This is a genomic window from Bacillus sp. cl95 (genome assembly GCF_900115925.1).
Lineage (GTDB): Bacteria > Bacillota > Bacilli > Bacillales > Cytobacillaceae > Neobacillus_A.
Genome location: NZ_FOYF01000002.1, coordinates 396538 through 419784 on the forward strand (window position 1 = coordinate 396538; position 23247 = coordinate 419784).

The following is a 23247-nucleotide window of genomic DNA, read 5'->3' on the forward strand; positions in this document are numbered from 1 at the left end:
TTAGTCTTAAAATCTCTTCTTATTTATCCTTTTAGCCCAGGTTTTTGACTTTAGGAAGAATTCTATTCAATGGTACATTTTTTTTGCGTTCCCAAGTTGTCGGGTTAAGTGGATCAAATTGTTCCAAGAAAGTGATGACTTCCTTCGTTATAGGGGTTGGAGTTGATGCTCCGGAAGTTACTGCTACAGTAGAAGCATCTTTTATCCATTCTATTTCAAGTTCGGAAATATCAGCAATACGGTAAGCCTTTGTTCCAGCGATTTCTTCAGAAACTTGCGCCAATCTGTTTGAGTTGTTACTCATCGGATCACCAACGACGATTGTTACATCTGCTTGACCAGCTTGTTCCGATACCGCTTCTTGTCGTACTTGTGTTGCCATACAAATTTCTTTGTGTACTTCTACGTGCGGATATTTTTCCTGCACTTTCTTCATTATTTCTGCAACATCCCATTGACTCATCGTAGTTTGATTTGTAACAATAATTTTGTCTCCAGAAATATTCAATGCCTCAACATCTGCCGGTGTTTCGACGAGGTGCACGATTCCCGGTGCAGCTACTCCGACGGCGCCCTCGGGTTCAGGGTGACCTTTTTTGCCGATATAGATGACAAGATATCCTTCCTGCTCTTTTTCACGAATAAGCTCATGCGTCTTCGTAACATCAGGACATGTAGCATCGATAGTGACAAGACCTTTATCCTTGGCAAGTTTGCGTACTTCAGGTGAAATACCGTGAGCAGTAAAGATTACTGTACCTTTATCAACTTTTTCTAATATTTCTTTTCGATTGCTACCGTCGAGTGTAATGATTCCCTCTTCTGCGAAAGCATCGGTTACATGTTTATTATGGACAATCATGCCGAGGATGTAGATCGGTCTTGGCAAAGATTTATCCAATGCTGCGTTTCTTGCGATTACCATGGCATCAACTACACCATAGCAGTATCCACGAGGCGAAATTTTGACTACTTTCATATATAAATCCTCCCATTAGGAACAAATACTCTGTCTTATGTGCTTCTTTATTATATAAAACTTGGTTTGATATTACAAAAGAGAATATCAGCAATGCGATTTTATGAGAAGGCTATGTTAAAGTACAATGTTGATTTTCTGCACTTTGTTGATTGGAGTGGAAGACGCTTGACTCCTCGAAAATCCTCCATTATGCTATCGCATAATATCGTGCGATGTAAATTCAGGAAAGAATTCCTTGTGCTATGGCCTATTCTTCGTACGCGGTTTATTTCGAGGAAGATTATCAATGTCCTAGGGGATTAGCGTTTAAGAATAAACCCTCCGCAGGAGCGATAGCAACAAGGAGGCTCGACGATTGCCCCCAAGACGAATTTGCTAATTCGTACCGGAAAGCAATCGTCTGGAACGGCAATCAAAAGGCAAGTTTAACAGAGCGAAAAAGAAAAAAAGAATGCTGCTTTCAGCATTCTTCATTAAATGTATAGTCTAGGTAATGAGTTTCCTTTTCTTGACGGAGGTTTTTGATTTTTTTCTTCTCTTGAACTGTTCTTCTTTGCTGATGTTTTTGGCAGGGATTCAATTTCTTTTGCATCAGTATTTGAAGATTGTGCTTCCGCATCAACAGGTACGCTCTTTTCTTTACTTTCTTGTTCAGTCTCTACGTTCGAATCCTTAAGACCTCGATAAAGCTTCCACATAGCAGGTAAGTTTTTCACAAGCGGGCCATATTGTTGAACCATTGGACCAATTGTTTGTGCTGTTTTAATGATTTGTTGTGTATTGTTCAACAAGCCATTGATCGAACCCGGGTTACTAAGCGACTTTAAGATTCCGCCCGCACCACTAGCACCGCCCGCACGACTCGCTGCTGCGGCCGGACCTGCTGCACCTCTTTGGTTCCCTTTTCCAAGGAGCTTAGAGAGAAGTCCTCCGCTACTATTACCTTGGCCACGAGGTGGCCTGTTCATCATGGGACTTTGAGGATAACCCATCATCGGTCCTTGTCCTTGGTAGGGTGATTGCATGGGCATGTTCCCAAAAGGAGGACGACCTCCCATATTTCCATATGGGCCCATCATAAATGGTCCCATTCCTCCCATAGGCATTCTTTGTCTTGGTGGCATTCATTCAGCCTCCTTCCAATATCCTTTCAAACAGCGTAAGAAAGTTACTTGATAATTACTATCTGGCCTGCAACTTCACAGAAAACGGCGCAGACTCTTTCTTAATATGATATGCCAAACACCTAATTTGGTTTAGGATTTATACACAAATTAGAAAAGTATATTTGTGATAAAATGAACTGAAAAAGTGAATGATGATAATAAAATCAGGGAATGGGTGGAGATTTACGTTAATCTCTACTATAATTACATGATGGACAAAAATTTGATCATAAATGAACTTTAAGGAGCAGTAACCATGAAAGTAACAAAATTCGAGAAATATGATTTTCAACCATTTATCATAAATGCATTGCAGAAGTTAGGTTTCCATGAACCTACTGAAATTCAGGAACGCATGATTCCACTTGTCTTAAAAGGGGATAGTGCAATTGGTCAATCACAGACAGGTACAGGTAAGACACATTCTTATGCTCTTCCAATCCTTCAAAAAATCAATCCTGCAAAAGCTGAGGTACAAGCCATCATCACTGCGCCTACGCGTGAACTTGCATCTCAAATTTATCAGCAAATTTTAAAGGTGACAGAACATTGCACTCCAGGAAATGAAATCACAGCACGCTGTTATATCGGTGGAACGGATAAACAAAAATCGATTGAAAAATTAAAAGTTCAGCCACATATTGTAGTAGGAACTCCGAGTAGAATTAAGGATTTAATGGTGGAACAGGCACTTTTCATTCATACAGCTAAGACACTTGTAATTGATGAAGCAGACTTGATGCTGGACATGGGCTTCCTTGAAGACGTGGACAGAGTGGCGGCAAAAATGCCTGAAGATTTGCAGATGCTAGTATTCTCAGCGACGATTCCAGAAAAATTAAAGCCTTTCTTGAAAAAGTATCTGGAGAATCCAAAATATGTTCACATTGAACCAAAGCAAGTTGCAGCGGAGAACCTTGAGCATTACTTATTGCCTTCACGTCATCGTAATAAGAAAGAATATGTTTTCGAAGCACTTACACAATTCAATCCTTACTTAGCTATTGTTTTTACAAACACGAAGAAGATGGCAGATACTGTTGCTGACTTCCTCATTGACAAAGGTCTAAAAGTTGGTCGAATCCATGGTGACCTTAACCCTCGTGAACGTAGGAAAATGATGAAACAAGTCCAGGATCTTGAGTATCAATATATCGTTGCAACGGATCTTGCTGCACGCGGAATCGATATTGAAGGTGTTAGTCATGTAATCAACTACGAGTTGCCTTCAGATCTTGATTTTTATATTCACCGTGTTGGCAGAACGGCGAGAGCGGGTAACTCAGGTATCGCACTTACAATTTATGAAGTTTCAGATGAAGATTCATTGAATCGACTTGAAAAGATGGGGATTACATTCAAGCATGTTGACCTTAAGAATGGTGAATGGGTAGAGCTTGAAGATCGTAACAAACGTAAAAAGCGAGTTCGTCAGGAAGATACTGCTGATAAAAAAGCGAAATCCTTAGTTAAGAAGCCAGGTAAAGTGAAACCAGGTTATAAGAAAAAGATGAAATATGAAATGGAATCTATCAAGAAGCGTGAAAGAAGATTGCAGAGGAAGAAATAAACCTCGCACTATAGGGGGAAAAGCTAGTTATGCTAAAAATAGGGTCACATGTTTCCATGAGTGGGAAAAAAATGTTGCTTGCTGCCAGTGAAGAAGCTGTTTCATACGGAGCAAACACTTTTATGATTTATACAGGTGCTCCACAAAATACACGTAGAAAAAGCATTGAAGATCTGAATATCGAAGCCGGCAGAAGACATATGGAGGCTAACGGAATAAATGAAATTATTGTTCACGCCCCATATATCATCAATATTGGCAACTCTACAAATCCAGATACATTTGAACTAGGAATAAGATTTTTGCGTTCTGAAATAGAGCGTACGGAAGCGCTTGGGGCAAGCCAGATTGTGCTTCACCCTGGTGCACACGTAGGTGCAGGTACTGAAGCGGGGATTAAGAAGATTGTTGAAGGGCTGAATGAAGTTCTTACCGGAAACGAAAATGTTCAGATTGCCCTTGAGACAATGGCTGGAAAAGGCTCTGAATGTGGAAAGTCATTTGAGGAAATCGCCATGATCATGGATGGTGTAAACTATAGTGATCGCCTCTCCGTTTGTTTTGATACATGCCACACTCATGATGCAGGATACAACATAGTGGAAGATTTTGATGGAGTACTAGATCAATTTGATCGCATAGTTGGATTAGATAAATTAAAAGTAATGCATATCAACGACAGTAAGAATGAAATGGGCATGAGAAAAGACCGACACGAGAATATCGGTTTTGGCCATATCGGATATGACGCACTTAGCTATATCGTTCATCATCCTCAACTCGTAAATGTGCCAAAGATTCTCGAGACACCATTTGTCGGCGAAGATAAGAACAATAAAAAAGCTCCGTATTTGCATGAAATTTCCATGCTCAAAGAAAAGAAATTTAATGATCAGTTAATGAATCTAATTGCTAATTCATAAACAAAAAGCTGTGGAATGCGTTCCACAGCTTTTACTATATTACTTAATAAATTGCATAAACAATTTATTTACTTCTTTGGCGGTATCTGCTCCAGCAATCTTAGCTATTTCTTTAACCAGTTTCACTCTTTGGCTATCATCAAAGATATTTACTTTTTTTCCGTGTAAGTACTCCGCGATTTGAACTGCTTGGGTACGATTCACTGAAATCTTAAATTGATTCGCATATTTCAGCAATTCATCGGGCGTTATGGTGCTTATCTTATGATTAATGATGTTCTCGTAAATCTTCATCCTCATCACCTCTCAATTAACTTATGACCTATTTTTGAAAATAGTGACAAAAAGAAGAGGGGGAATGAATAAAAATTATATTTGATGTTTAGATGTATAATAAGTGAAAGCAATTGCCTTTGAAAAATAAATGCGGTATACTACTCAGTGGTAAATCGGAATGATTCTTAAAATAAGGTGAATATATGACACAAGAAACTATAGTTGAGATAAAAGGATTAACATATCGTTATGAAAAAGAAACCGTCCTTGAAAATATAAATTTATCGATACCAAAAGGTGCCTTCTTAGGAATAGTAGGTCCAAACGGGTCAGGGAAATCTACATTATTAAAGATTCTCCTTGGATTGCTTAAGCGTCAACAAGGTGAAATAAAGTTATTTGGAAAAGAAATTAACCGATTTCATGATTGGCAACTTATAGGTTATGTCTCCCAAAAAGCCAATTCATTTAATACTGGTTTTCCGGCCACAGTATTTGAAGTTGTAGCGAGTGGATTGACTAAGAAACTAGGTATGTTTCGTTTTTTTCGGAAAGAAGACAAACCCATTGTGGTAAAGGCTCTTGAATCAGTTGGAATGAAAGAGTTTATGGATCGAAATATCGGTGAACTATCAGGAGGACAGCAACAAAGGGTATTCATTGCGAGAGCTCTTGTTAGCGAACCGAAGCTTCTGATACTCGATGAGCCGACAGTCGGAGTGGACGCAGAAAATGTACAAACTTTTTATGAAATGCTCCATGATCTAAACTTGAACTGGGGAATTACGCTTCTATTAGTGACACATGATATTGGAACGATTTCCGATAAAGTCACTCACGTTGCATGCTTAAACAAGCATCTGCATTTTCACGGGAAAACAGAAGACTTCATGAATCAAGAAGAAAATAAGATGTCTGGTTTCTATGGACATGACGTACATGTCCTGTCACATCATCATCACGAACATCACGGTGAAAAAGGAGCGGGAACATGTTAGAAGGGTTATTTCAATACGAATTTTTACAGAACGCCTTTCTCACAGGATTGATGATTGGAGTCATTGCCCCTTTACTTGGTGTATTCATCGTTGTAAGAAGGTTATCACTAATTGCAGATGCGTTAAGCCATGTTACTTTGGCGGGAATTGCAGCAAGTTTACTACTTGAAAAGAAGCTTGGCACAATGGGTATTTTCAATCCTCTTTACATGGGGATGGCCTTTTCTGTTACAGGTTCTTTGTTTATCGAAAAGCTTCGCAGTGTATATAAACATTATCAAGAGCTAGCCATTCCAATCATTCTCTCTGGTGGTATAGGTTTAGGTGTAATTTTCATCTCACTTGCCGACGGTTTTAACACGGACTTATTTAGTTATTTATTTGGTAGTGTAAGTGCCGTAAGTCGTATGGATTTATGGATCATTTTCATCATAGGATTAGTTGTTATTGGAGTTGTTATTGCTCTATATAAAGAGCTATTTTTGCTTTCATTTGATGAGGACCATGCAAAGGCATCGGGAATAGCTGTAAAGAGTGTTCACTTTATTTTTATCGTAATGGTTGCACTCGTGATTGCTGCTTCGATGAGGATTGTAGGGATATTACTTGTTTCTTCTCTGATGACCTTACCGGTTGCTGCGAGTATTCGAATCTCAAAAGGATTTAAACAAACGATTTTTCTTTCTTGTTTGTTTGGGGAGTTGTCAGTCCTTAGCGGTTTAACGATATCGTATTATCTGGATTTAGCTCCAGGGGGAACAATTGTCATGATTTCTGTTCTAATCTTAATTCTGGCCATTTTGTATAAGAAAATGGGTACAAGAATGCCTGCACGTTAGGAGAATTTAATATGAATGTAAATGAAGCCCTTCAAGTGCTGAAGGATCATGGATATAAATATACGGGTAAAAGAGAAGAGATGTTACAAGTCTTTGCCCAAAACAATAAATATCTCACAGCAAAAGACGTACTGGATAAAATGAAAGACGATTATCCAGGATTGAGCTTTGATACCATCTACCGTAACTTGTCTGTTTTTGCTGAACTTGGGATTCTTGAAATGACCGAATTATCTGGTGAAAAACATTTTCGTTTTATGTGTTCACTTAATCACCATCATCATCATTTCATTTGTATGGATTGCGGTAAAACGAAAGAAATTGACAGCTGTCCAATGAGAGATTTAAGTGAAGACCTTAAAGGATATGTTGTTTCTGGTCATAAATTTGAAATTTACGGACGTTGTCCAGAATGTTAAAAAGGAACGGCAAATGCCGTTCCTTTATTTTTTTGAAAGAAGCCAATCATTCACCCAACGATCTGCCTCAAACCAATCATTTACTCGAATGACGCCTTTAGGAATGGGATCTTGATTATATGGAGTGTTGAATAACAAAACAGGAATTCCGCATTCTTCGTGGATGGATACTGCATTGTCATGTTTATCCTCCAAGAATATATCTACTTCAAACTTTTTAGCAGCACCAATTTTATCATGAGTACCGATTAATTCGATATGATTGAAGCCTACCTCGTTCCTCACAAACCAATCCTTGGTGATTTCTAATAAATGATCACCTCGTGCGCTGATAAAGCATAACTCGTGGAGAAGTTCCCATTTAGCGAGAATCTCTTTTGCTCCGCTAGCCAATGGAGATTGTGAATAAATAATCGGCTCTTTTTCATAAAACCATTTAGCAAATTCCTTTTCGTCAATGTCTACCAACGGATTCAAATCGTATTGCTTAATATCATCAAGGGTGATATTAAGATTAAACGATTCGTTTAAATAAGGTACAAGTGAAGAAGGACAGGTAACTGTTCCATCTATATCGATGCCAAATTTTATTTTCATCTTGAATCTCCTTTATGTATGAGCTAACAATATTATAAATCCATTTTATCAAAATAAATGGCTCTGTATAACTTAACCAAAAAGTTACCTATTTCTTATGAAATGGCTAATCATGCAACAAACAACTATTTAGTTAAACATTGACATAGTAAAAAAACGTGAGCAGTAAACACTATGAAGGCTCCTATCATTGAAAGTGAGGGATCCTACATGGCAGATCAAGATCGAAATTTTGAAATAAACGATCTTCGTCATAGTACTGACATTGGAGAAGATGACCAATATCGATCAGCGGAATCAGGGTTTAGGGAAGAGACTGCTGCTGAAATTGCTGCTCCAGTTACACTCAGACGGGAAAGGGAGCATGATTACGATCATGACAGAGTGGATAGCGGTAGAGGTGTAGGTTACGCTGCACTTGCTCTCTCTGTACTTTCATTGTTCATCATGCCAATTCTGTTTGGTGCTGCAGGAATTGTGTTAGGTTTTGTTGCAAGGCGAAGAGGAGCAGAAGCTTCAGGAAGCTGGGCAATTGGGATTGGTGCCGTTTCTATTATCATCGGCATTTTTATCCTCCCGTTTTTCTAAAGTAGGAGCAAAAGAAAGATGCCTGGCGGCTGCCAGGCATCTTTTCGATTTCACTTTTCTAAACTTCTTGAATTTCAGCTTGTTCAGCAGCTTTTTTCTGGAAATATTCTTCAGCAATCTGGTCGATTTCCTTTTTAAGTTCTTCAACCATGGTAGCTTCAGGGACCTTCCTTACGATTTCACCTTTACGGAAAAGTAATCCTTCTTTCCTCGCGCCAGCGATGCCAATATCTGCTTCCCTTGCTTCTCCTGGACCGTTTACTGCGCATCCAAGAACAGCCACTTTAATTGGTGCTTTAATTTGTTGAATATATTCTTCAACTTCATTTGCAATGCTAATGAGGTCGATTTCGATTCTTCCACAAGTTGGACATGAAATTAGGGTTGCTGCATTTGAAGACAATCCGAAAACCTTAAGGAGTTCCCTTGCAACCTTTACTTCCTCAACTGGATCAGCACTTAAGGAAACTCTAAGGGTGTTTCCAATGCCTTTACTTAAAATTGCGCCTAGACCCGCAGCACTTTTAACAGTTCCAGAAAACAGTGTCCCAGACTCTGTAATGCCAAGGTGAAGAGGGTAGTCAAATGCTTTTGCAGCCTTCTCGTATGCTTCAATTGCTAATGGAACATCAGAAGCTTTCATAGAAACGATGATGTCATGGAAATCAAGGTCTTCTAAGATTTTGATATGATGAAGGGCACTTTCAACCATTCCATCTGCTGTTGGATATCCATATTTTTCGATGATTCTTTTCTCAAGAGAACCTGCGTTAACACCAATACGGATAGGAATACCTTTTGCCTTAGCAGCCTTTACGACCGCTTCAACTTTTTCCCTTTTGCCGATGTTACCTGGATTGATGCGGATTTTGTCAGCACCGCCTTCAATCGCTTTTAGAGCCAATTTATAATCAAAATGAATATCAACCACAAGAGGAATATTAATTCTTTTTTTGATTTCTGCTATTGCATTAGCAGCACGTTCGTCTGGACAAGCAACACGGACAATTTGACAGCCGGCTTCTTCAAGACGCAAGATTTCAGCAACAGTTGCTTCCACGTCATGCGTCTTTGTAGTAGTCATACTTTGGATGACTAGTTCATTATTGCCGCCTATCGTTAAATTACCTACCTTGACAGGACGGGTTTTCGTGCGATGTATAATTTCGTTCAAAGGTTTTCGCTCCTTTTAAAAATCGGATTCAATAAGTGCAATTGAAAAAACAATATGAGATTATTCTATCAGCAGAGCACTGGAATTGACAAGGAAAGAAACCATTTCGATTATTCCTTTGAATAATCAGGAAACTTGTATTTTTTCCCGATCTGAATTTTTTCTGGTTTTTGACCAGAATTAAGTTTTTTGAAATCTTGTATGACCTCACTAATGGATATAGGTATAGGTTTATCAATTTTAGATTCAATGATAGAAAGCACGGTATCTCCTGGAGTTACTTTTTGTTCAAAATAAGGTGAAGAGGCACCCTCATTAGAACTTACTTCTGCCATGACTTCTTTCTCCTCCATGATAGTATGTGGTAATGTACCTACTTTTAAATCGTAATAAATGGCATATATCAATAGTAGTGTAAGGGAGAGTACGAATAATTTCTTCATCAGCCATTCCTCCGGACAATTGTTTTCTCCATTTATATGCTTGTCCATCTATTCATATGACAATTTTTTCTTTGATAATGGGCACTATTACCCAGTCTTTACATTACCTTTACATGCCCTTAATACTTCATCTTTAAAATAAAATATGTAAAAGAAGGGGGCGCAACATGAAGTTGACAATGGATTCACTTAAGATAGGATTTGTAAAAGAGCGGCTTGGAAAATTCTCTTTACTAAGTAGATTGTTACTTTTGACTTTAAGTTTGTTAATTTGTACGGTTATTTCCGTGGCATTTATTGCGTACTACATTGCGAAAGATTCTACCCAGCAGCTAATGGAACAAAGATTGGAAACTGACGTACAATCTGTTTATGATACTGCACAAAATTTGATGCTAATATATGTTGGGAATGAATCGAAGTTTGAGGCGAAAATGAATCAGTCGCTTCGAAAACTTGATTCGAAACTTTCACAAGATGGTTTAGCGAGTAGTTATCTCCTTATCAATGGCGAAAAGATCAAACCGATAAATCAGAATAATCGTCAATCGATTTCAATCAATAAAGAAGTGTTAAAAGAAATCAATTCAACAAAACGTGGAGTCATACATAGGGAAATCAATGGGGAAGAATACACACTTGCCTTTCAGAATGTCCAAGAATTAAAAGGCATTTTTGTTATTGCCTTACCTGAAACTTTATATATGAAAGATGTAACAAAGTTAGCCATATATATTATGATCGTGGCAGGGATTGGATTGGTGATTACAGCCATACTTCTCCTTGTTCTTGTTAGAAGCCTGACGATCCCGCTTGTAAGGTTGACAGAAATCATGAAGGAAGTAAGAACAGGTAAATTGAATATACAGTTAACCCCAAAAACAACGACTCCAGAAATTCTTTCCCTTTATGAGAGTTTTCAGCTCATGTTAACTCAAATGAAGGATTTATTGAGTAACATATCAAAAACGACTTTTCATTTATCCATTACCGGAAATGAATTAAGTGGTATTTCAAATCGAGTAATGAGTGACAATGAACAACTCTTGAGAGCGATTTATGTGGTAAGGGGCGGTGCTAATGAAACAGCAGGCAGCTCTGAAATTAATGTAAAATTGTATAGGGATATGAAACATACTGTGGAGCACGCATTTGGTCACATGGAATCTGTAATGGAGAATACTATCTTGATGAATAATCTAGCTGTGACTGGAGAAAAGAACGTTGAGAATATGGCGGAATTGATTTCGATTTTTGAAAAAGAAATCGACAGTGTGACAATCACTGTGAATCAAGTGAAAAACCATTCACTATCCATTGCAAACGTTGTAACGATCATTAAGCAAATCGCAGATCAAACCAAGCTTTTAGCCCTAAATGCAGCAATTGAAGCTGCAAGGGCAGGTGAAGCAGGAAAAGGATTTGCTGTTGTGGCAAGTGAAGTCCGTAAGTTGGCAGAACAATCATCTAATGCCACAGAAGCTATCACTGAAATGATTGGGGAAATGGAGAGTATATCATATCAAGCTTCTAAACAATTTGATAACATGCTTCTTCGTTTTAAAGACCATCAAAAAATTGCTATTGAAAGTAAGTCTGCTTTTGATCAATTGATGATAAAGATTCTTTCTGTTAGTGAATTAATCGGAAATGTCCAAAATGACTTAATCGAATTGAAAGAAACTTTACCATCTATCGAAAATTCAACAGAAAATTTTGTATCGATAGCTCAACAAACCTTAGCGAGTGCTGAAGAAATTCTTTCTTCATCAGAAGAGCAAATGACGACGATAAGAAGCAATTACGAAACCGGTAAACGTCTAAATGAAATTTCAACTTCTCTTACTAAATTAACCGATGGTTTTCAGCTTTAATAGGGAGCAAAAAAGAGCGGCTTTTTTCCGCTCTTTTGCTTTTGGTTCAATCTTCCTTTCGTCGTCTTGGAAAGGTTAAGAATAACCTGAGAGTACACTTTTCTGTTAAGACGATTATTTTCCTTTGGGTTTAGGAATTTCTTTAATGGCTAGATATAAAACTATAATCCCTACAAACCAGTTGAGGATAAATCCATTCGGGACATTTGTTTGAATTGCGGCCATGATGGTAAAAAACAAGGTAGGCAGGGTCACGCTGTATGCGGCCATTCTCCATGTATGTCGATACTCAACATTTCTACCGATAAGATTTTTTAGGACTAATCCTAGTACTGCCAGGAAAGATACTTCAATAAACTTGATTGCAGTTGTAAAGAGGTAAATCAAGATGAAGAAAACAGGTAAGATTATATACATCATTTGATCTACTTTATCTATGAACCCAAGTAATTCATCTTTTGTGATCGATTTTAGCGTAAACATGGAATAAGGATAAGTATGTACTTGATTCCCAGCAACAAGAACGAATTCATTTTTTAAAAGGGCAAGTGAATTGTTAGAATGCTCAATGTCCTCTTTACTTACCGAGCCTGTGCCGTCAAATATGATCGTCGTGTCATTTTCTACGACTGTTATGGGGCTGGTTTCATTCGTCTTAAGTTCGAAATCTTCTATAGAGAAGTCAGGTAACTTCTTTTCGATCCCTTTTTGTGCGGAATCGATACCCGAGTTGGCTGAAATGCTAAAATAAAATATGGATGGTAAAACAGCAATCAGTGTTAAAAAGAAAACATAGAGAATGGTTTTTCCGATTCCCTGAAACCGAAAGACGGCAATATCCCTTGGAGAATATATGCTTTTAAAAAATTGCTTAAAAATACTCATATTGACACACACCCTTAAACGTATTCATCATTTATTGTAACTTTACAGGATTTATTGTACAAGATGTTAAGGTAATAGGATACCTATAAGGTAAATGGGTATTTAATGTTAAGAAAGCGTTTATTGATTTATAAATCGTAATGAAATAGAAGAGGTGTTCCATGGAAAGTGTATATTGGTCGATCATCATCGTGATGTTTATAGTCGCTTTTATTGGTTTAGTATTTCCGATCATCCCTAGTTCCTTGTTCGTCATTGCAGGTTTTCTGTTATATGGTGTTCTGTTCTCATTCGAACCACTTAATTGGTTCTTCTGGGTGATTCAAGGAACGTTCGTGGTATTACTTTTTGGAGCAGATTACGCAGCGAATCTAATCGGAGTGAAAAAGTACGGTGGTTCTAAAGCGGCTGTATGGGGGAGTACAATAGGTTTACTAGTTGGTCCCATAATCTTGAATGTCTTCGGAATTATATTAGGTCCCTTTATTGGAGCTATTATCGCAGAAGCAGTCGTCAATAAAAAAGGACTTAATGAAAGTGTAAAAGTAGGCATCGGGTCCGTGGTAGGATTGATCAGTTCAATCTTTGCGAAAACCATCCTTCAAGGATTGATGATCGCATACTTTCTTTATCAAGTCTCATAAAATGAAGAGAAGGCCCTGTTATAAACGCATTAACAGGGCCTTCTCTTTTATTATTAATTGGCTATGCTAAAGTTCACTGTTGATTTTTAGCACTTTGTTTATTGAAGCGGAAATTAACAGGCAAGTTTAACAGAGCCTCTCAATTTAAACCACAAACTTCCGAAGCACAATTTTGACAGTCGACTTCTTCCTTTAGATAACTTAAGCGGCGGATCGTGATTCTTTGCTGGTCATAAGACACTATACCTTGATCTCGGAGTTCCCTTAATGATCTTTGGATCACTTCTCGGGTCCCATAGGTTAGATTTGCAAGGTCTTGATGGGTTAAGGGCAAGTCTATTATGATACCTTCCTCTGTCATGATCCCGTACGAATGGCATAGCCTAATTAAAATGGAGTATAGTCCGCCTTTCTTTCCATTCATCAACAAGTCTTGGCATTTCATTTGGGCTTTTAAATAGCTTAAACTCAGCCAAGTAGATAATGCATTCATTGCTTCAGGGTCATGCGAAACAAATTCCTCGAAATCCTTCTTTTTAATACATAGAAATTCACAATCTTCCAAGGTTTTTGCAGAGAAATGATAGTAAGCATTGTTTTTGAATAGTTGATACTCGAGGATGATGTCCTCATTACTTATGATTTTCATGATAAACTCTTTGCCTTTCATATGAACTCTTCCGAGAGCAACGCTACCCTTTAAGATAAGATAAATATTTTCGACTATCTCTTTTTCTTGAAAAAGTACTGTTCCTTCCTTTACTTTTTGTAAATGGTCCTGCCTTTTAAAAAATGTTCGCAAAAGATTGTAAAGTAAGGATGCGCTGTGATTCAATGCCACCCCTCCTTATGTAATGTTAATGACTCTTTATGATTTGATTTAAGGAAATAAAAGTCACCACGTCAATACAGGTATCTCCTATATGTAGATGATTAACTATAAATATTGAAGCTGATCGTAAGTACTGAAAGGGATTTTATAAAAACGACAATTTTTCGAATTTTGAACTGAAATGTAAAGGGGGTAGAGTTCCATCAAAAAGGGAAGTGTAAGTTGGTGCGTTTCATTTGAAAGAATTACCGAACTTTGGTAATCTATAGCTAACGTGCTTTAACTATATTCTGAAGGATTTTTCTGAATAGAAGTCTAAGCTGTTAAAAACCATGAATACATAGGAGGAAGTTAATTATGGCATTTGAATTACCACAATTACCTTACGCGTACGATGCTCTTGAGCCTCACATCGACAAAGAAACAATGAACATTCACCACACAAAGCATCATAACACTTATGTAACAAACCTAAATGCTGCATTAGAAGGAAATGAAGAACTTCTTTCTAAGACTGTAGAAGAGGTAGTTGCAAACCTGGATGCAGTTCCAGAAGCAGTTCGTACAGCTGTACGTAACAATGGCGGCGGTCACGCTAACCATTCTTTATTCTGGGAAATCCTTTCTGCAAACGGTGGCGGAGAGCCAACTGGTGAACTTGCTGAAGCAATCAACAGTAAGTTTGGAAGCTTAGAAAGCTTTAAAGAAGAGTTTGCTAAAGCTGCAACAACTCGTTTTGGTTCTGGTTGGGCTTGGCTTGTAGTAAACAACGGTGAGCTTGAAGTGACAAGTACACCAAACCAGGACTCACCATTAATGGAAGGCAAAACTCCTGTTCTTGGTTTAGATGTTTGGGAACATGCTTATTACTTGAACTATCAAAACCGTCGTCCAGAATACATCAACTCTTTCTGGAACGTTATTAATTGGGATGCAGTTGCTGAGCGTTACGCTCAAGCAAAATAATTTTTTAAAGGAGCTGGCGAACGCCGGCTCTTTTTTTAATTGATTAGGTTCTTTTCGTAAACTTTGTTGTTATTGGAACAAGTAAAAGCCGGCAGTAGGGCTTTTTCTCTCCATATCCCACTAGGAAATTAGGGGTTAGAATTTCATATTGAGGAAAAGAGCACGAAATAAGAATCTATACATATTGTTGCTTTAATCGAAAAAGCAACAATCTATGTGAAAACAGCCATGGAGTAAAATGCAAAGTATCATTCATTAGACGGTCGAAATCTAAATACGAATAATTACCACAGAGATGTAAGAAACTACCCTTATGCAAAGGGGAGTTTCTATGCTAAACATATTCAAACATGAAGATGGAAACGTTGAAGCATCACGGAATCTGTCATTACTATTAATGATTGGCGGCCTGTATTCGTTAAGTATCGCTCTATCAAATACATTCGTTAATATCTATCTATGGAAGCAATCGGGTAAATTTGCCGATATCGGAATGTACAATTTGGCCATAGTCATCATGCAGCCGTTGACTTTTATCCTTGCGGGGAGATGGGCCAAAAAAGTTGATAGGGTCATTGTTTTACGAATGGGTGTCATCTTCCTTACCATTTTCTATTTGGCAGTCTTGTTCATTGGAACAAGAGCAACAGATTTCATCCTTCTTTTGGGAGGACTTCTCGGGATAGGTTACGGATTTTATTGGCTTGCATTTAACGTACTCACATTTGAAATCACAGAACCAGACACAAGGGATTATTTTAATGGATTTTTAGGGATACTTTCCTCATTAGGAGGAATGATTGGCCCCATGGTTGCGGGGTTTATTATTTCTAAGTACATTTCCTACGGGGGCTATTCCATTGTATTTGGCTTATCGCTCTGTTTATTTGGACTCGCTGTTTTCTTGAGCTTTTCTTTAAAAAGAAGACCTGCCAGCGGTAAATATTGTTTCATGAGAGTGATGTCAGAAAGAAAAAACAACCCAAATTGGCGATACATTCTACACGCTCACTTTTTTCAAGGTCTCAGAGAAGGTACATTCTTATTTGTTGTCTCTGTATTCGTTTTTATATCTACTGGAAGTGAATTTGCTTTGGGGACATTTGGATTATTAAATTCTGGAATTGCATTTGTGGCCTATTATTTTGCTTCGAGATACATTAAACCGCATAATAGAAAAAAGGCTATTCTTACGGGTGGAATCTTATTATATGGAGCAGTATTCCTGATTGTTTGGAAGGTTACGTTTTTTAAACTTTTGCTCTATGCAGCCGTCATCGCAATTGCGTATCCTATTTTGCTTGTGCCATATATGTCCATGACATATGATGTAATCGGAAAAGGATGGAATGCGGCCGAAATGAGGATCGAATATGTGGTTGTCAAAGAAATCTTCTTAAACGCTGGAAGAATCGCTTCAATATTAAGTTTCTTGATTGCAGTGACTTTTTTTGATGAAGCGAAGAGCATACCGGTGTTATTGTTGATTTTAGGTGCGGGTCATACATGTATCTATTTCTTTATTAGGAAAGTTGAGTTGTCGGAAGGGTAAGAGCAATGAGGAAATTAGGACTCATTGCTTTTTTAGTTTAAAGAAAAAATTACCACTACTCTTTTTTGTTAAATATTAAAAATGGTAAGCCTTCCTCATAGCGCAAATCATTTTTTTCTTTTAGAATAGGTAGTATCGAATTTTGTAAAAGGTAGTGTGATACTGTTGAATAAAAAGAAGAAAAAGAAGACACATGTCCCTTTCCGGCTAAACATGTTGTTCTTTGCTGTTTTTCTCTTATTTTCTTTGTTGATATTGCGACTTGGTGTTGTCCAAATTGTATACGGAGATGATTTCAAAAGAGAAATTGAAAGAACCGAAGACATAACCGTTAATAATCCGGTTCCACGTGGGAAAATGTATGATCGGAACGGAATGATCATAGTGGATAATACCCCGCTGAATGCGATTACGTATACAAAATATCAAGGAACGAAACAAGAAGAGATGCTTGAAGTAGCTGAAAGATTGGCGGTTCTTATTAAAAAGGACACAGACAAAGTCCAAGAAAGAGACAAGAAAGATTTTTGGATTATGAAGCATCCGAAAGAAGCAGATAAGAAAATCACCAAAAAAGAAAAAACGCTTTTTGCACAAGAAAAGCTCACGGATAAAGATTTGTATAAACTGACTCTCGATAGAGTAGATGAACATGATCTTGACATGCTCTCTAAACAAGACTTAGAAGTGTTGGCCATTTACAGAGAGTTTAACAGTGGTTATGCTTTAACACCTCAAATAGTTAAAAATGAAGATGTTACGCCTGAAGAGTTTGCAGTAGTAAGCGAAAACCTGGAGTACTTGCCAGGTGTTGATACGACGACGGACTGGGATCGTTATTATGCTTTTGAAGACACATTGAAATCTGTCCTTGGAAACGTAACAAGCGCTGAAGAAGGAATACCTAAAAACCAGCTTGACTATTATATCGCAAGAGACTACAGCCGTAATGATAGAGTTGGAAAGAGTTATATCGAAATGCAATATGAAGATGTATTACACGGTCAAAAAGCGAAGGTAAAGAATAAGACAGATAAGGCAGGGAACATCCTTTCAACTGAAGTGATTTCAGAAGGGAAAAGAGGGAAGGACCTTGTACTTTCGATTGATATGGAATTGCAAAAAGAAGTGGAAAAAATTGTTGAAGAGCAATTGTGGGATGCAAAACAGCAACCTGGAACAGCATTACTTGATCGTGCCTATGTCGTTTTAATGAACCCCCATACGGGTGAAATCCTTACAATGGCGGGTAAAAAAATCGTAAAAAATAAAGAGACAGGCAAGCCTGAAATGACAGACGATGCACTTGGCAATATTACAACGTCCTATAACGTAGGTTCTACTGTTAAAGGAGCTACAATTTTAACTGGTTATCAAACTGGCGCCATTCATCCGAATCAAACTATTTTAGATTCACCGATGCAAATTAAAGGAACACCAGTAAAGAAATCTTGGAGAACGATGGGGAATATCAACGATTTAATGGCTTTAAGAAGATCCTCCAACGTTTACATGTTTAAAACTGCTATTGCTATTGGTAAGGGGCATTACGTTTTTAACCAGCCTTTAGGAGTAGAATCACAAGCCTTTGATACAATAAGACAATCGTTCAGTCAATTTGGCTTAGGAGTAAGGACAGGAATAGACTTACCAAATGAAACAATGGGATACAAGGGACCACTTAAAAAGCCAGGTTTCCTGCTTGACTTATCAATTGGGCAATATGATACCTATTCAACGATGCAGTTAGCTCAATATATCTCTACCATTGCAAATGGCGGCTATCGCCTCCAGCCGCAAATGGTTAAAGAAATAAGGGAGCCTGTCATGAAGAATGATGAAATGGGTCCAATCATTCAAGATATCCAACCAAAAATTCTTAATCGTGTTGATATGAAAAAAGAATGGATAGAGCGAGTTCAAGAAGGTTTTAGACAGGTAATGCAAGAACCTCAGGGAACAGCGGTAGGTTATTTTGGAGGAAAAGCTTATAGTCCGGCAGGTAAGACCGGAACGGCGGAAGCTTTCTATGATGGCCCACAAAGAAGCAAATACGGGAAAGAGCCACCAGAAGTCATGAATCTAAGTTTAATCGGCTATGCGCCTACGCAAAATCCTGAAGTGGCAATGGCTGTACTGGTACCATGGGCATTCCAAGGAGATCATGACAACAAGTCCAATCTTAAGATTGGCGAAAAAGTAATGGATGTTTATTTTGAATTGAAGAAAAAGCGTCAAGGTCAAAATACGGGTACTGAAGGAACCGAGCAACAGCCGTTACAAGCGCAAAATGGCGAACAAACAATTACAAATGAATAGAATCACCTAGCTTAGAAAGCTGTCTCCCAATTGGAGGCAGCTTTTTTAGATTGCATAAACTTATTGGCTATGTTTAAGAAAAGTATCAATTTATGTACCATGTTGATTGGTACGGAGGATACGGATCCTTCGGGAAAAGGGAATGCCTGTAGCGGAAATCAACATGCAACTGTAACTGAGTTTTTTTTATTAAAAATCTCTAGTTGTACATACTAAAGTAAGGGTTAACAAAAATCCCTTCCTATATAACGATTTAAAGGGGATGCATTCCAATCCTAAGTTCATCCACATTTACGATAAGTACATGTAAATTTACAGAACCTTTACAATGTATTAAAACTCAGTTTACGCTTCTGCTTTATTGTATTAACTGTAAGACAAAACAAACATATCTCGTAGGGGGAATTAGGGAATGAAAAGCTTTAAGAAATTAGCACTGACAGCAATGATGACTGGTGTGCTAGCAGTCACTTCAGCTTGTGGTTCACAAGGAGCCGAAACTAACAAAGCTGGTGAAGAAGCAAAGCAACTTCAAGGTGATATAAAAGTTGATGGATCTTCCACAGTATTCCCGATCATGGAAGCAGTTGTTGAAGAATATGGTGCAGAACAACCAGGCGTTAAAGTTTCTCTTGGTGCATCAGGTACAGGTGGCGGTTTTGAAGCATTCATCGCAGGTGAAACACAATTAAGCAACGCTTCACGTCCAATTAAAGATGAAGAAAAAGCAAAATTAGAAGAAGCTAAAATCGACTACACAGAATTAAAGTTGGCATTTGACGGACTTTCTGTGGTTGTAAATAAAGATAATGATTTCGTTGATCACTTGACAATCGATGAATTGAAAAAGATTTGGATTGAAGACGGTAAAGTGAAGAAATGGTCTGATATCCGTGCTGGTTGGCCGGACAAGGAAATTAAACTTTACTCTCCAGGAACTGACTCTGGTACATTTGATTACTTTGATGAAGTTATTCTAGAAGAGCAACCAATTGTTAAGAAGGCAACTCTTTCAGAAGACGACAACATCTTGGTTCAAGGTGTGAAAGGCGACAAAAATGCAATTGGATATTTTGGTTATGCTTACTACCTTGAAAACAAAGACTCTTTAAAAGTAGTTCCGATCGATGGCGGTAAAGGTCCAGTAGAACCGAATAACAAGACAATTGAATCTGGTGAATATGCTCCACTTTCACGTCCGTTGTTCACTTATGTGAAAAATTCTGCAGTAAAAGATCAAGAAGAAGTTTATGATTTCGTGAAATTCACGATTGAAAATGCTGCAGCAATGTCTGAAGAAGTTGGATATGTAAAATTACCAAAAGAAGAGTACACAAAAGATCTTGAAGCTTTAGAGGCACTGAAGAAATAATATCAATTAAATGATGGGAAGCATGATCCTATGCTTCTCATCTTGTCATGTGGATGAAAGGGGTTTTCATTTTGGCTATTCGAGATACGAATTCTTTCTCTGTACAGGAAATGATCAGTGAAAAAAAGAGTAAAAGAAGTGCAGCTGGCTTGACCGAGAAAATTATGCCAATCCTGCTTTTTCTTGCAGCTGCAGTTTCTGTATTAACAACCATAGGTATTGTTTTAACCTTGATTTTTGAAACGTTTATTTTTTTCGATACTGTTTCAATAAAAGAATTTTTTACAGCGAGAGAATGGTACCCATTCTCAGAAAAAGAAGGGTCATTTGGAATTCTACCTTTGGTTTCTGGAACATTAAAAGTCACAATTATAGCAACCATCGTAGCAGTTCCTATTGGATTGGCTTCAGCCATTTATTTGAGCGAGTATGCATCCGATCGGATGCGCCGCATTATTAAGCCGATTTTAGAAGTTTTAGCAGGCATTCCTACCATTGTTTACGGATTTTTTGCTTTAACATTTGTCACACCGATTTTACGAGCAATGATTCCTTCCTTAGAAATTTTCAATGCTTTGAGTCCAGGAATTGTAATTGGGATTATGATCACACCCATGATCGCATCTCTCTCAGAAGATGCGATGTCATCTGTTCCCAATTCAATGCGCGAGGGAGCTTTAGCATTAGGTTCAACAAAATTTGAAGTTGCATTAAAAGTTGTTTTACCAGCTGCTGTATCAGGTATTGTAGCTTCCATCGTTCTTGCTGTTTCTCGGGCAATTGGTGAAACGATGATAGTAGCAGTGGCGGGGGGATCGACTCCAAATTTAAGTTGGGATGTTACCAACTCAATCCAAACGATGACTGCCTACATTGTACAGGTGAGCCAAGGTGATGCAGGGTACGGAACAACGATCTACTACAGTATTTATGCTGTGGGGATGACATTATTTGTGTTCACTCTACTAATGAACCTACTCGCACAATACATCACCCGTCGTTTTAGGGAGGAATACTAATGAAATTCATCAATCACGATTCCGTTATCAAACGAATGAAGTCACGATTGGTATCAAACACTTTTTCAAAAGCTATCTTTTTTGCAGCTACAATGTTTGGATTAGTCGTTTTAGGTGTGTTGCTATATCGGATATTCGCTCAAGGAATTGGTTATTTGGACTTGCAATTTTTGCAAAGCTTGCCTTCAAGAAGACCGGAACAGGCAGGCGTTTATACAGCTTTAATTGGAAGTATATGGTTAATGGGCGTTGTTGCGCCAGTTTCATTATTATTGGGTGTCGGAACGGCTTTATATCTTGAAGAATATGCCAATAAGAACTGGTATACAGATTTTATTAAAATTAATATTTCTAACCTAGCAGGTGTCCCATCAATCGTTTTCGGACTTCTTGGTTTAACGGTATTTGTACGTGCACTTGCACTTGGAACAAGTGTACTTGCAGCAGGTTTTACTATGAGCTTACTCGTTCTCCCCGTCATTATTGTATCTGCTCAAGAAGCGATTCGCGCTGTACCTCGAGAGCTAAGAGAGGCTTCCTATGGAATGGGAGCGACGAAATGGCAAACCATTGTTAAAGTGGTACTTCCAGCAGCGATTCCTGGAATTCTTACAGGTGGAATTTTAGCGTTATCGAGAGCAATCGGTGAAACGGCTCCACTTGTTGTCATTGGTTTACCTTTATTCCTGGCGTTCTTACCACGAACTGTATTTGATATGTTTACAGTCTTGCCCATGCAAATTTACAACTGGACTGGCCGCCCGCAAGAAGAGTTTCACGCCTTGGCAGCCGCAGGAATCATCGTATTACTGGCATTATTAATATTTATGAACAGCATCGCTGTATTGATAAGGAATAAGTTCCAAAAAAGATATTAATTGTTGAAGGCTTAAATGGATGAAGGAGGCAATTTCAATGAATACAACTATATCTGTTGATAGAGAAAGAATGACTAAACAAAACGAAGCGGTGAATAAAGGTCAAATCGTATATAAAACGAGTCAATTAAACTTATGGTATGGTGAGAACCATGCTTTGAAGAATATTGATCTAGATATCATGGAAAACGAGGTTACAGCCATCATTGGGCCTTCTGGCTGTGGTAAGTCTACTTATATCAAGACTTTAAACCGTATGATTGAACTAGTGCCAAGCGTTCGTACTTCTGGTGAAATTGTATATCGAAACAGAAACATACTCGATAAGTCTTATCAAGTAGAAGAATTGCGCACAAAAGTGGGCATGGTATTTCAAAAACCGAACCCATTTCCTAAATCAATCTATGAAAATGTTGCCTATGGTCCGAAAATTCACGGAATTCGCGACAAAAAAATTCTCGATCAAATTGTTGAGAAAAGTTTGCGTGGAGCAGCCATTTGGGATGAGGTAAAGGATCGTCTAAATCAAAATGCGTACGGACTATCTGGCGGACAGCAACAACGTTTGTGTATCGCTCGTTGTTTAGCAATCGAGCCAGATGTTATCTTAATGGATGAGCCTACATCGGCGCTAGATCCTATCTCTACTCTTAAAGTTGAAGAACTCGTACAAGACTTGAAAAAAGACTACAGTATCATCATTGTTACTCATAATATGCAGCAGGCTGCACGTATTTCGGATAAAACAGCCTTTTTCTTGAATGGTGAGGTTGTTGAATTTTCTGAGACGGATAAAATCTTCTCAAATCCTTCCGACAAGCGTACAGAGGATTATATTACCGGACGCTTCGGTTGATGTGTAATAATGGTATTAGTAAAAGGTTGAACTCGTGCGATCAGATTCGTGCGAGTTTTGACTAATCTGGAATTC

Annotated in this window: 23 protein-coding genes; 15 read left to right on the forward strand and 8 right to left on the reverse strand. The window is 38.1% G+C overall.

All coding sequences use genetic code 11. The annotated features are described in order from the left end of the window. Positions 1-31: 31 nt before the first annotated feature. Both BMZ31_RS07190 and BMZ31_RS07195 read right to left on the reverse strand, forming a co-directional pair. Complete coding sequence (locus BMZ31_RS07190; RefSeq protein WP_090831046.1) at positions 32-979, reverse strand: 4-hydroxy-3-methylbut-2-enyl diphosphate reductase; 948 nt, start codon at positions 977-979, stop codon at positions 32-34. A gap of 476 nt (positions 980-1455) precedes the next feature. Then, positions 1456-2106: a YqfQ family protein gene (locus BMZ31_RS07195; RefSeq protein ID WP_254778654.1), complete on the reverse strand. Its 651-nt coding sequence runs from the start codon at positions 2104-2106 to the stop codon at positions 1456-1458. 298 nt (positions 2107-2404) lie between these two features. On the opposite strand from BMZ31_RS07195, the gene BMZ31_RS07200 reads away from it, so the two are divergent. After that, the gene (locus BMZ31_RS07200; RefSeq protein ID WP_090831047.1) at positions 2405-3718 is read left to right on the forward strand and encodes a DEAD/DEAH box helicase; all 1314 of its coding nucleotides are present in this window, start codon (positions 2405-2407) and stop codon (positions 3716-3718) included. Positions 3719-3747: 29 nt separating this feature from the next. Further along, positions 3748-4641 (forward strand): deoxyribonuclease IV, encoded by an 894-nt coding sequence (locus tag BMZ31_RS07205; protein ID WP_090831048.1) that lies wholly within the window; start codon positions 3748-3750, stop codon positions 4639-4641. Between the two features lie 39 nt (positions 4642-4680). Here the strand turns inward: BMZ31_RS07205 and BMZ31_RS07210 are convergent, their stop codons facing one another. After that, complete coding sequence (locus BMZ31_RS07210; RefSeq protein ID WP_090831049.1) at positions 4681-4935, reverse strand: DUF2624 domain-containing protein; 255 nt, start codon at positions 4933-4935, stop codon at positions 4681-4683. Between the two features lie 185 nt (positions 4936-5120). Here BMZ31_RS07210 and BMZ31_RS07215 point away from each other — a divergent pair, with 185 nt between their 5' ends. The 3 genes from BMZ31_RS07215 to BMZ31_RS07225 are packed head-to-tail and all read left to right on the forward strand — an operon-like array spanning position 5121 to position 7173. Continuing rightward, positions 5121-5915 (forward strand): metal ABC transporter ATP-binding protein, encoded by a 795-nt coding sequence (locus BMZ31_RS07215; RefSeq protein ID WP_090831050.1) that lies wholly within the window; start codon positions 5121-5123, stop codon positions 5913-5915. Beyond that, positions 5909-6754, forward strand: coding sequence for a metal ABC transporter permease (locus BMZ31_RS07220; protein ID WP_090831051.1), 846 nt, complete (start codon positions 5909-5911; stop codon positions 6752-6754). The genes BMZ31_RS07215 and BMZ31_RS07220 overlap by 7 nt, the downstream gene beginning before the upstream one ends. Positions 6755-6765: 11 nt before the next feature. Continuing rightward, positions 6766-7173 (forward strand): zinc uptake transcriptional repressor Zur, encoded by a 408-nt coding sequence (locus tag BMZ31_RS07225; protein WP_090831052.1) that lies wholly within the window; start codon positions 6766-6768, stop codon positions 7171-7173. Between the two features lie 24 nt (positions 7174-7197). Here the strand turns inward: BMZ31_RS07225 and BMZ31_RS07230 are convergent, their stop codons facing one another. Next, positions 7198-7770 carry a hypothetical protein gene (locus BMZ31_RS07230; RefSeq protein WP_090831053.1) on the reverse strand — a complete coding sequence of 191 codons (573 nt, stop codon included), beginning with the start codon at positions 7768-7770 and terminating at the stop codon, positions 7198-7200. A gap of 210 nt (positions 7771-7980) precedes the next feature. On the opposite strand from BMZ31_RS07230, the gene BMZ31_RS07235 reads away from it, so the two are divergent. Then, positions 7981-8358 (forward strand): YybS family protein, encoded by a 378-nt coding sequence (locus BMZ31_RS07235; RefSeq protein ID WP_090831054.1) that lies wholly within the window; start codon positions 7981-7983, stop codon positions 8356-8358. A gap of 58 nt (positions 8359-8416) precedes the next feature. Here BMZ31_RS07235 and ispG read toward each other — a convergent pair whose 3' ends face one another. Together ispG and BMZ31_RS07245 are read right to left on the reverse strand one after the other, a co-directional pair. Beyond that, the gene (gene ispG, locus BMZ31_RS07240) at positions 8417-9532 is read right to left on the reverse strand and encodes a flavodoxin-dependent (E)-4-hydroxy-3-methylbut-2-enyl-diphosphate synthase (protein ID WP_090831055.1); all 1116 of its coding nucleotides are present in this window, start codon (positions 9530-9532) and stop codon (positions 8417-8419) included. 110 nt (positions 9533-9642) lie between these two features. Continuing rightward, on the reverse strand, positions 9643-9975 hold the full coding sequence (locus tag BMZ31_RS07245; protein ID WP_090831056.1) for a hypothetical protein: 333 nt from the start codon (positions 9973-9975) through the stop codon (positions 9643-9645). Positions 9976-10142: 167 nt separating this feature from the next. Between BMZ31_RS07245 and BMZ31_RS07250 the strand changes: the two genes are divergently transcribed. After that, positions 10143-11849, forward strand: coding sequence for a methyl-accepting chemotaxis protein (locus BMZ31_RS07250; protein ID WP_090831057.1), 1707 nt, complete (start codon positions 10143-10145; stop codon positions 11847-11849). 114 nt (positions 11850-11963) lie between these two features. Here BMZ31_RS07250 and BMZ31_RS07255 read toward each other — a convergent pair whose 3' ends face one another. After that, a complete protein-coding gene (locus BMZ31_RS07255; RefSeq protein WP_090831058.1) occupies positions 11964-12734 on the reverse strand; it encodes a DUF1189 domain-containing protein in 771 nt (256 codons plus the stop codon). A 161-nt stretch (positions 12735-12895) separates the two neighbouring features. Here BMZ31_RS07255 and BMZ31_RS07260 point away from each other — a divergent pair, with 161 nt between their 5' ends. Continuing rightward, positions 12896-13378 (forward strand): DUF456 domain-containing protein, encoded by a 483-nt coding sequence (locus tag BMZ31_RS07260; RefSeq protein WP_090831059.1) that lies wholly within the window; start codon positions 12896-12898, stop codon positions 13376-13378. Between the two features lie 139 nt (positions 13379-13517). Here the strand turns inward: BMZ31_RS07260 and BMZ31_RS07265 are convergent, their stop codons facing one another. Further along, complete coding sequence (locus BMZ31_RS07265) at positions 13518-14213, reverse strand: Crp/Fnr family transcriptional regulator (protein WP_090831060.1); 696 nt, start codon at positions 14211-14213, stop codon at positions 13518-13520. 354 nt (positions 14214-14567) lie between these two features. Here BMZ31_RS07265 and BMZ31_RS07270 point away from each other — a divergent pair, with 354 nt between their 5' ends. The 7 genes from BMZ31_RS07270 to pstB all read left to right on the forward strand — a co-directional run bounded on the left by BMZ31_RS07270 (position 14568) and on the right by pstB (position 23172). Continuing rightward, on the forward strand, positions 14568-15176 hold the full coding sequence (locus BMZ31_RS07270) for a superoxide dismutase (protein ID WP_090831061.1): 609 nt from the start codon (positions 14568-14570) through the stop codon (positions 15174-15176). 331 nt (positions 15177-15507) lie between these two features. Next, entirely contained in the window at positions 15508-16728 is a 1221-nt protein-coding gene (locus tag BMZ31_RS07275) for an MFS transporter (protein ID WP_090831062.1), read from the forward strand. A 213-nt stretch (positions 16729-16941) separates the two neighbouring features. Then, on the forward strand, positions 16942-19047 hold the full coding sequence (locus BMZ31_RS07280; RefSeq protein WP_175478046.1) for a peptidoglycan D,D-transpeptidase FtsI family protein: 2106 nt from the start codon (positions 16942-16944) through the stop codon (positions 19045-19047). Positions 19048-19459: 412 nt separating this feature from the next. Beyond that, the gene (locus BMZ31_RS07285; RefSeq protein WP_090831064.1) at positions 19460-20419 is read left to right on the forward strand and encodes a PstS family phosphate ABC transporter substrate-binding protein; all 960 of its coding nucleotides are present in this window, start codon (positions 19460-19462) and stop codon (positions 20417-20419) included. 71 nt (positions 20420-20490) lie between these two features. Next, positions 20491-21438, forward strand: a complete 948-nt coding sequence (pstC, locus tag BMZ31_RS07290; RefSeq protein WP_090831065.1) for a phosphate ABC transporter permease subunit PstC — start codon at positions 20491-20493, stop codon at positions 21436-21438. Continuing rightward, positions 21438-22316, forward strand: coding sequence for a phosphate ABC transporter permease PstA (gene pstA, locus BMZ31_RS07295; protein WP_090831066.1), 879 nt, complete (start codon positions 21438-21440; stop codon positions 22314-22316). Before pstC ends, pstA begins: the two co-directional genes overlap by 1 nt. A gap of 70 nt (positions 22317-22386) precedes the next feature. Next, positions 22387-23172, forward strand: a complete 786-nt coding sequence (pstB, locus tag BMZ31_RS07300) for a phosphate ABC transporter ATP-binding protein PstB (RefSeq protein WP_254778699.1) — start codon at positions 22387-22389, stop codon at positions 23170-23172. The last annotated feature ends 75 nt before the right edge of the window (positions 23173-23247 follow it).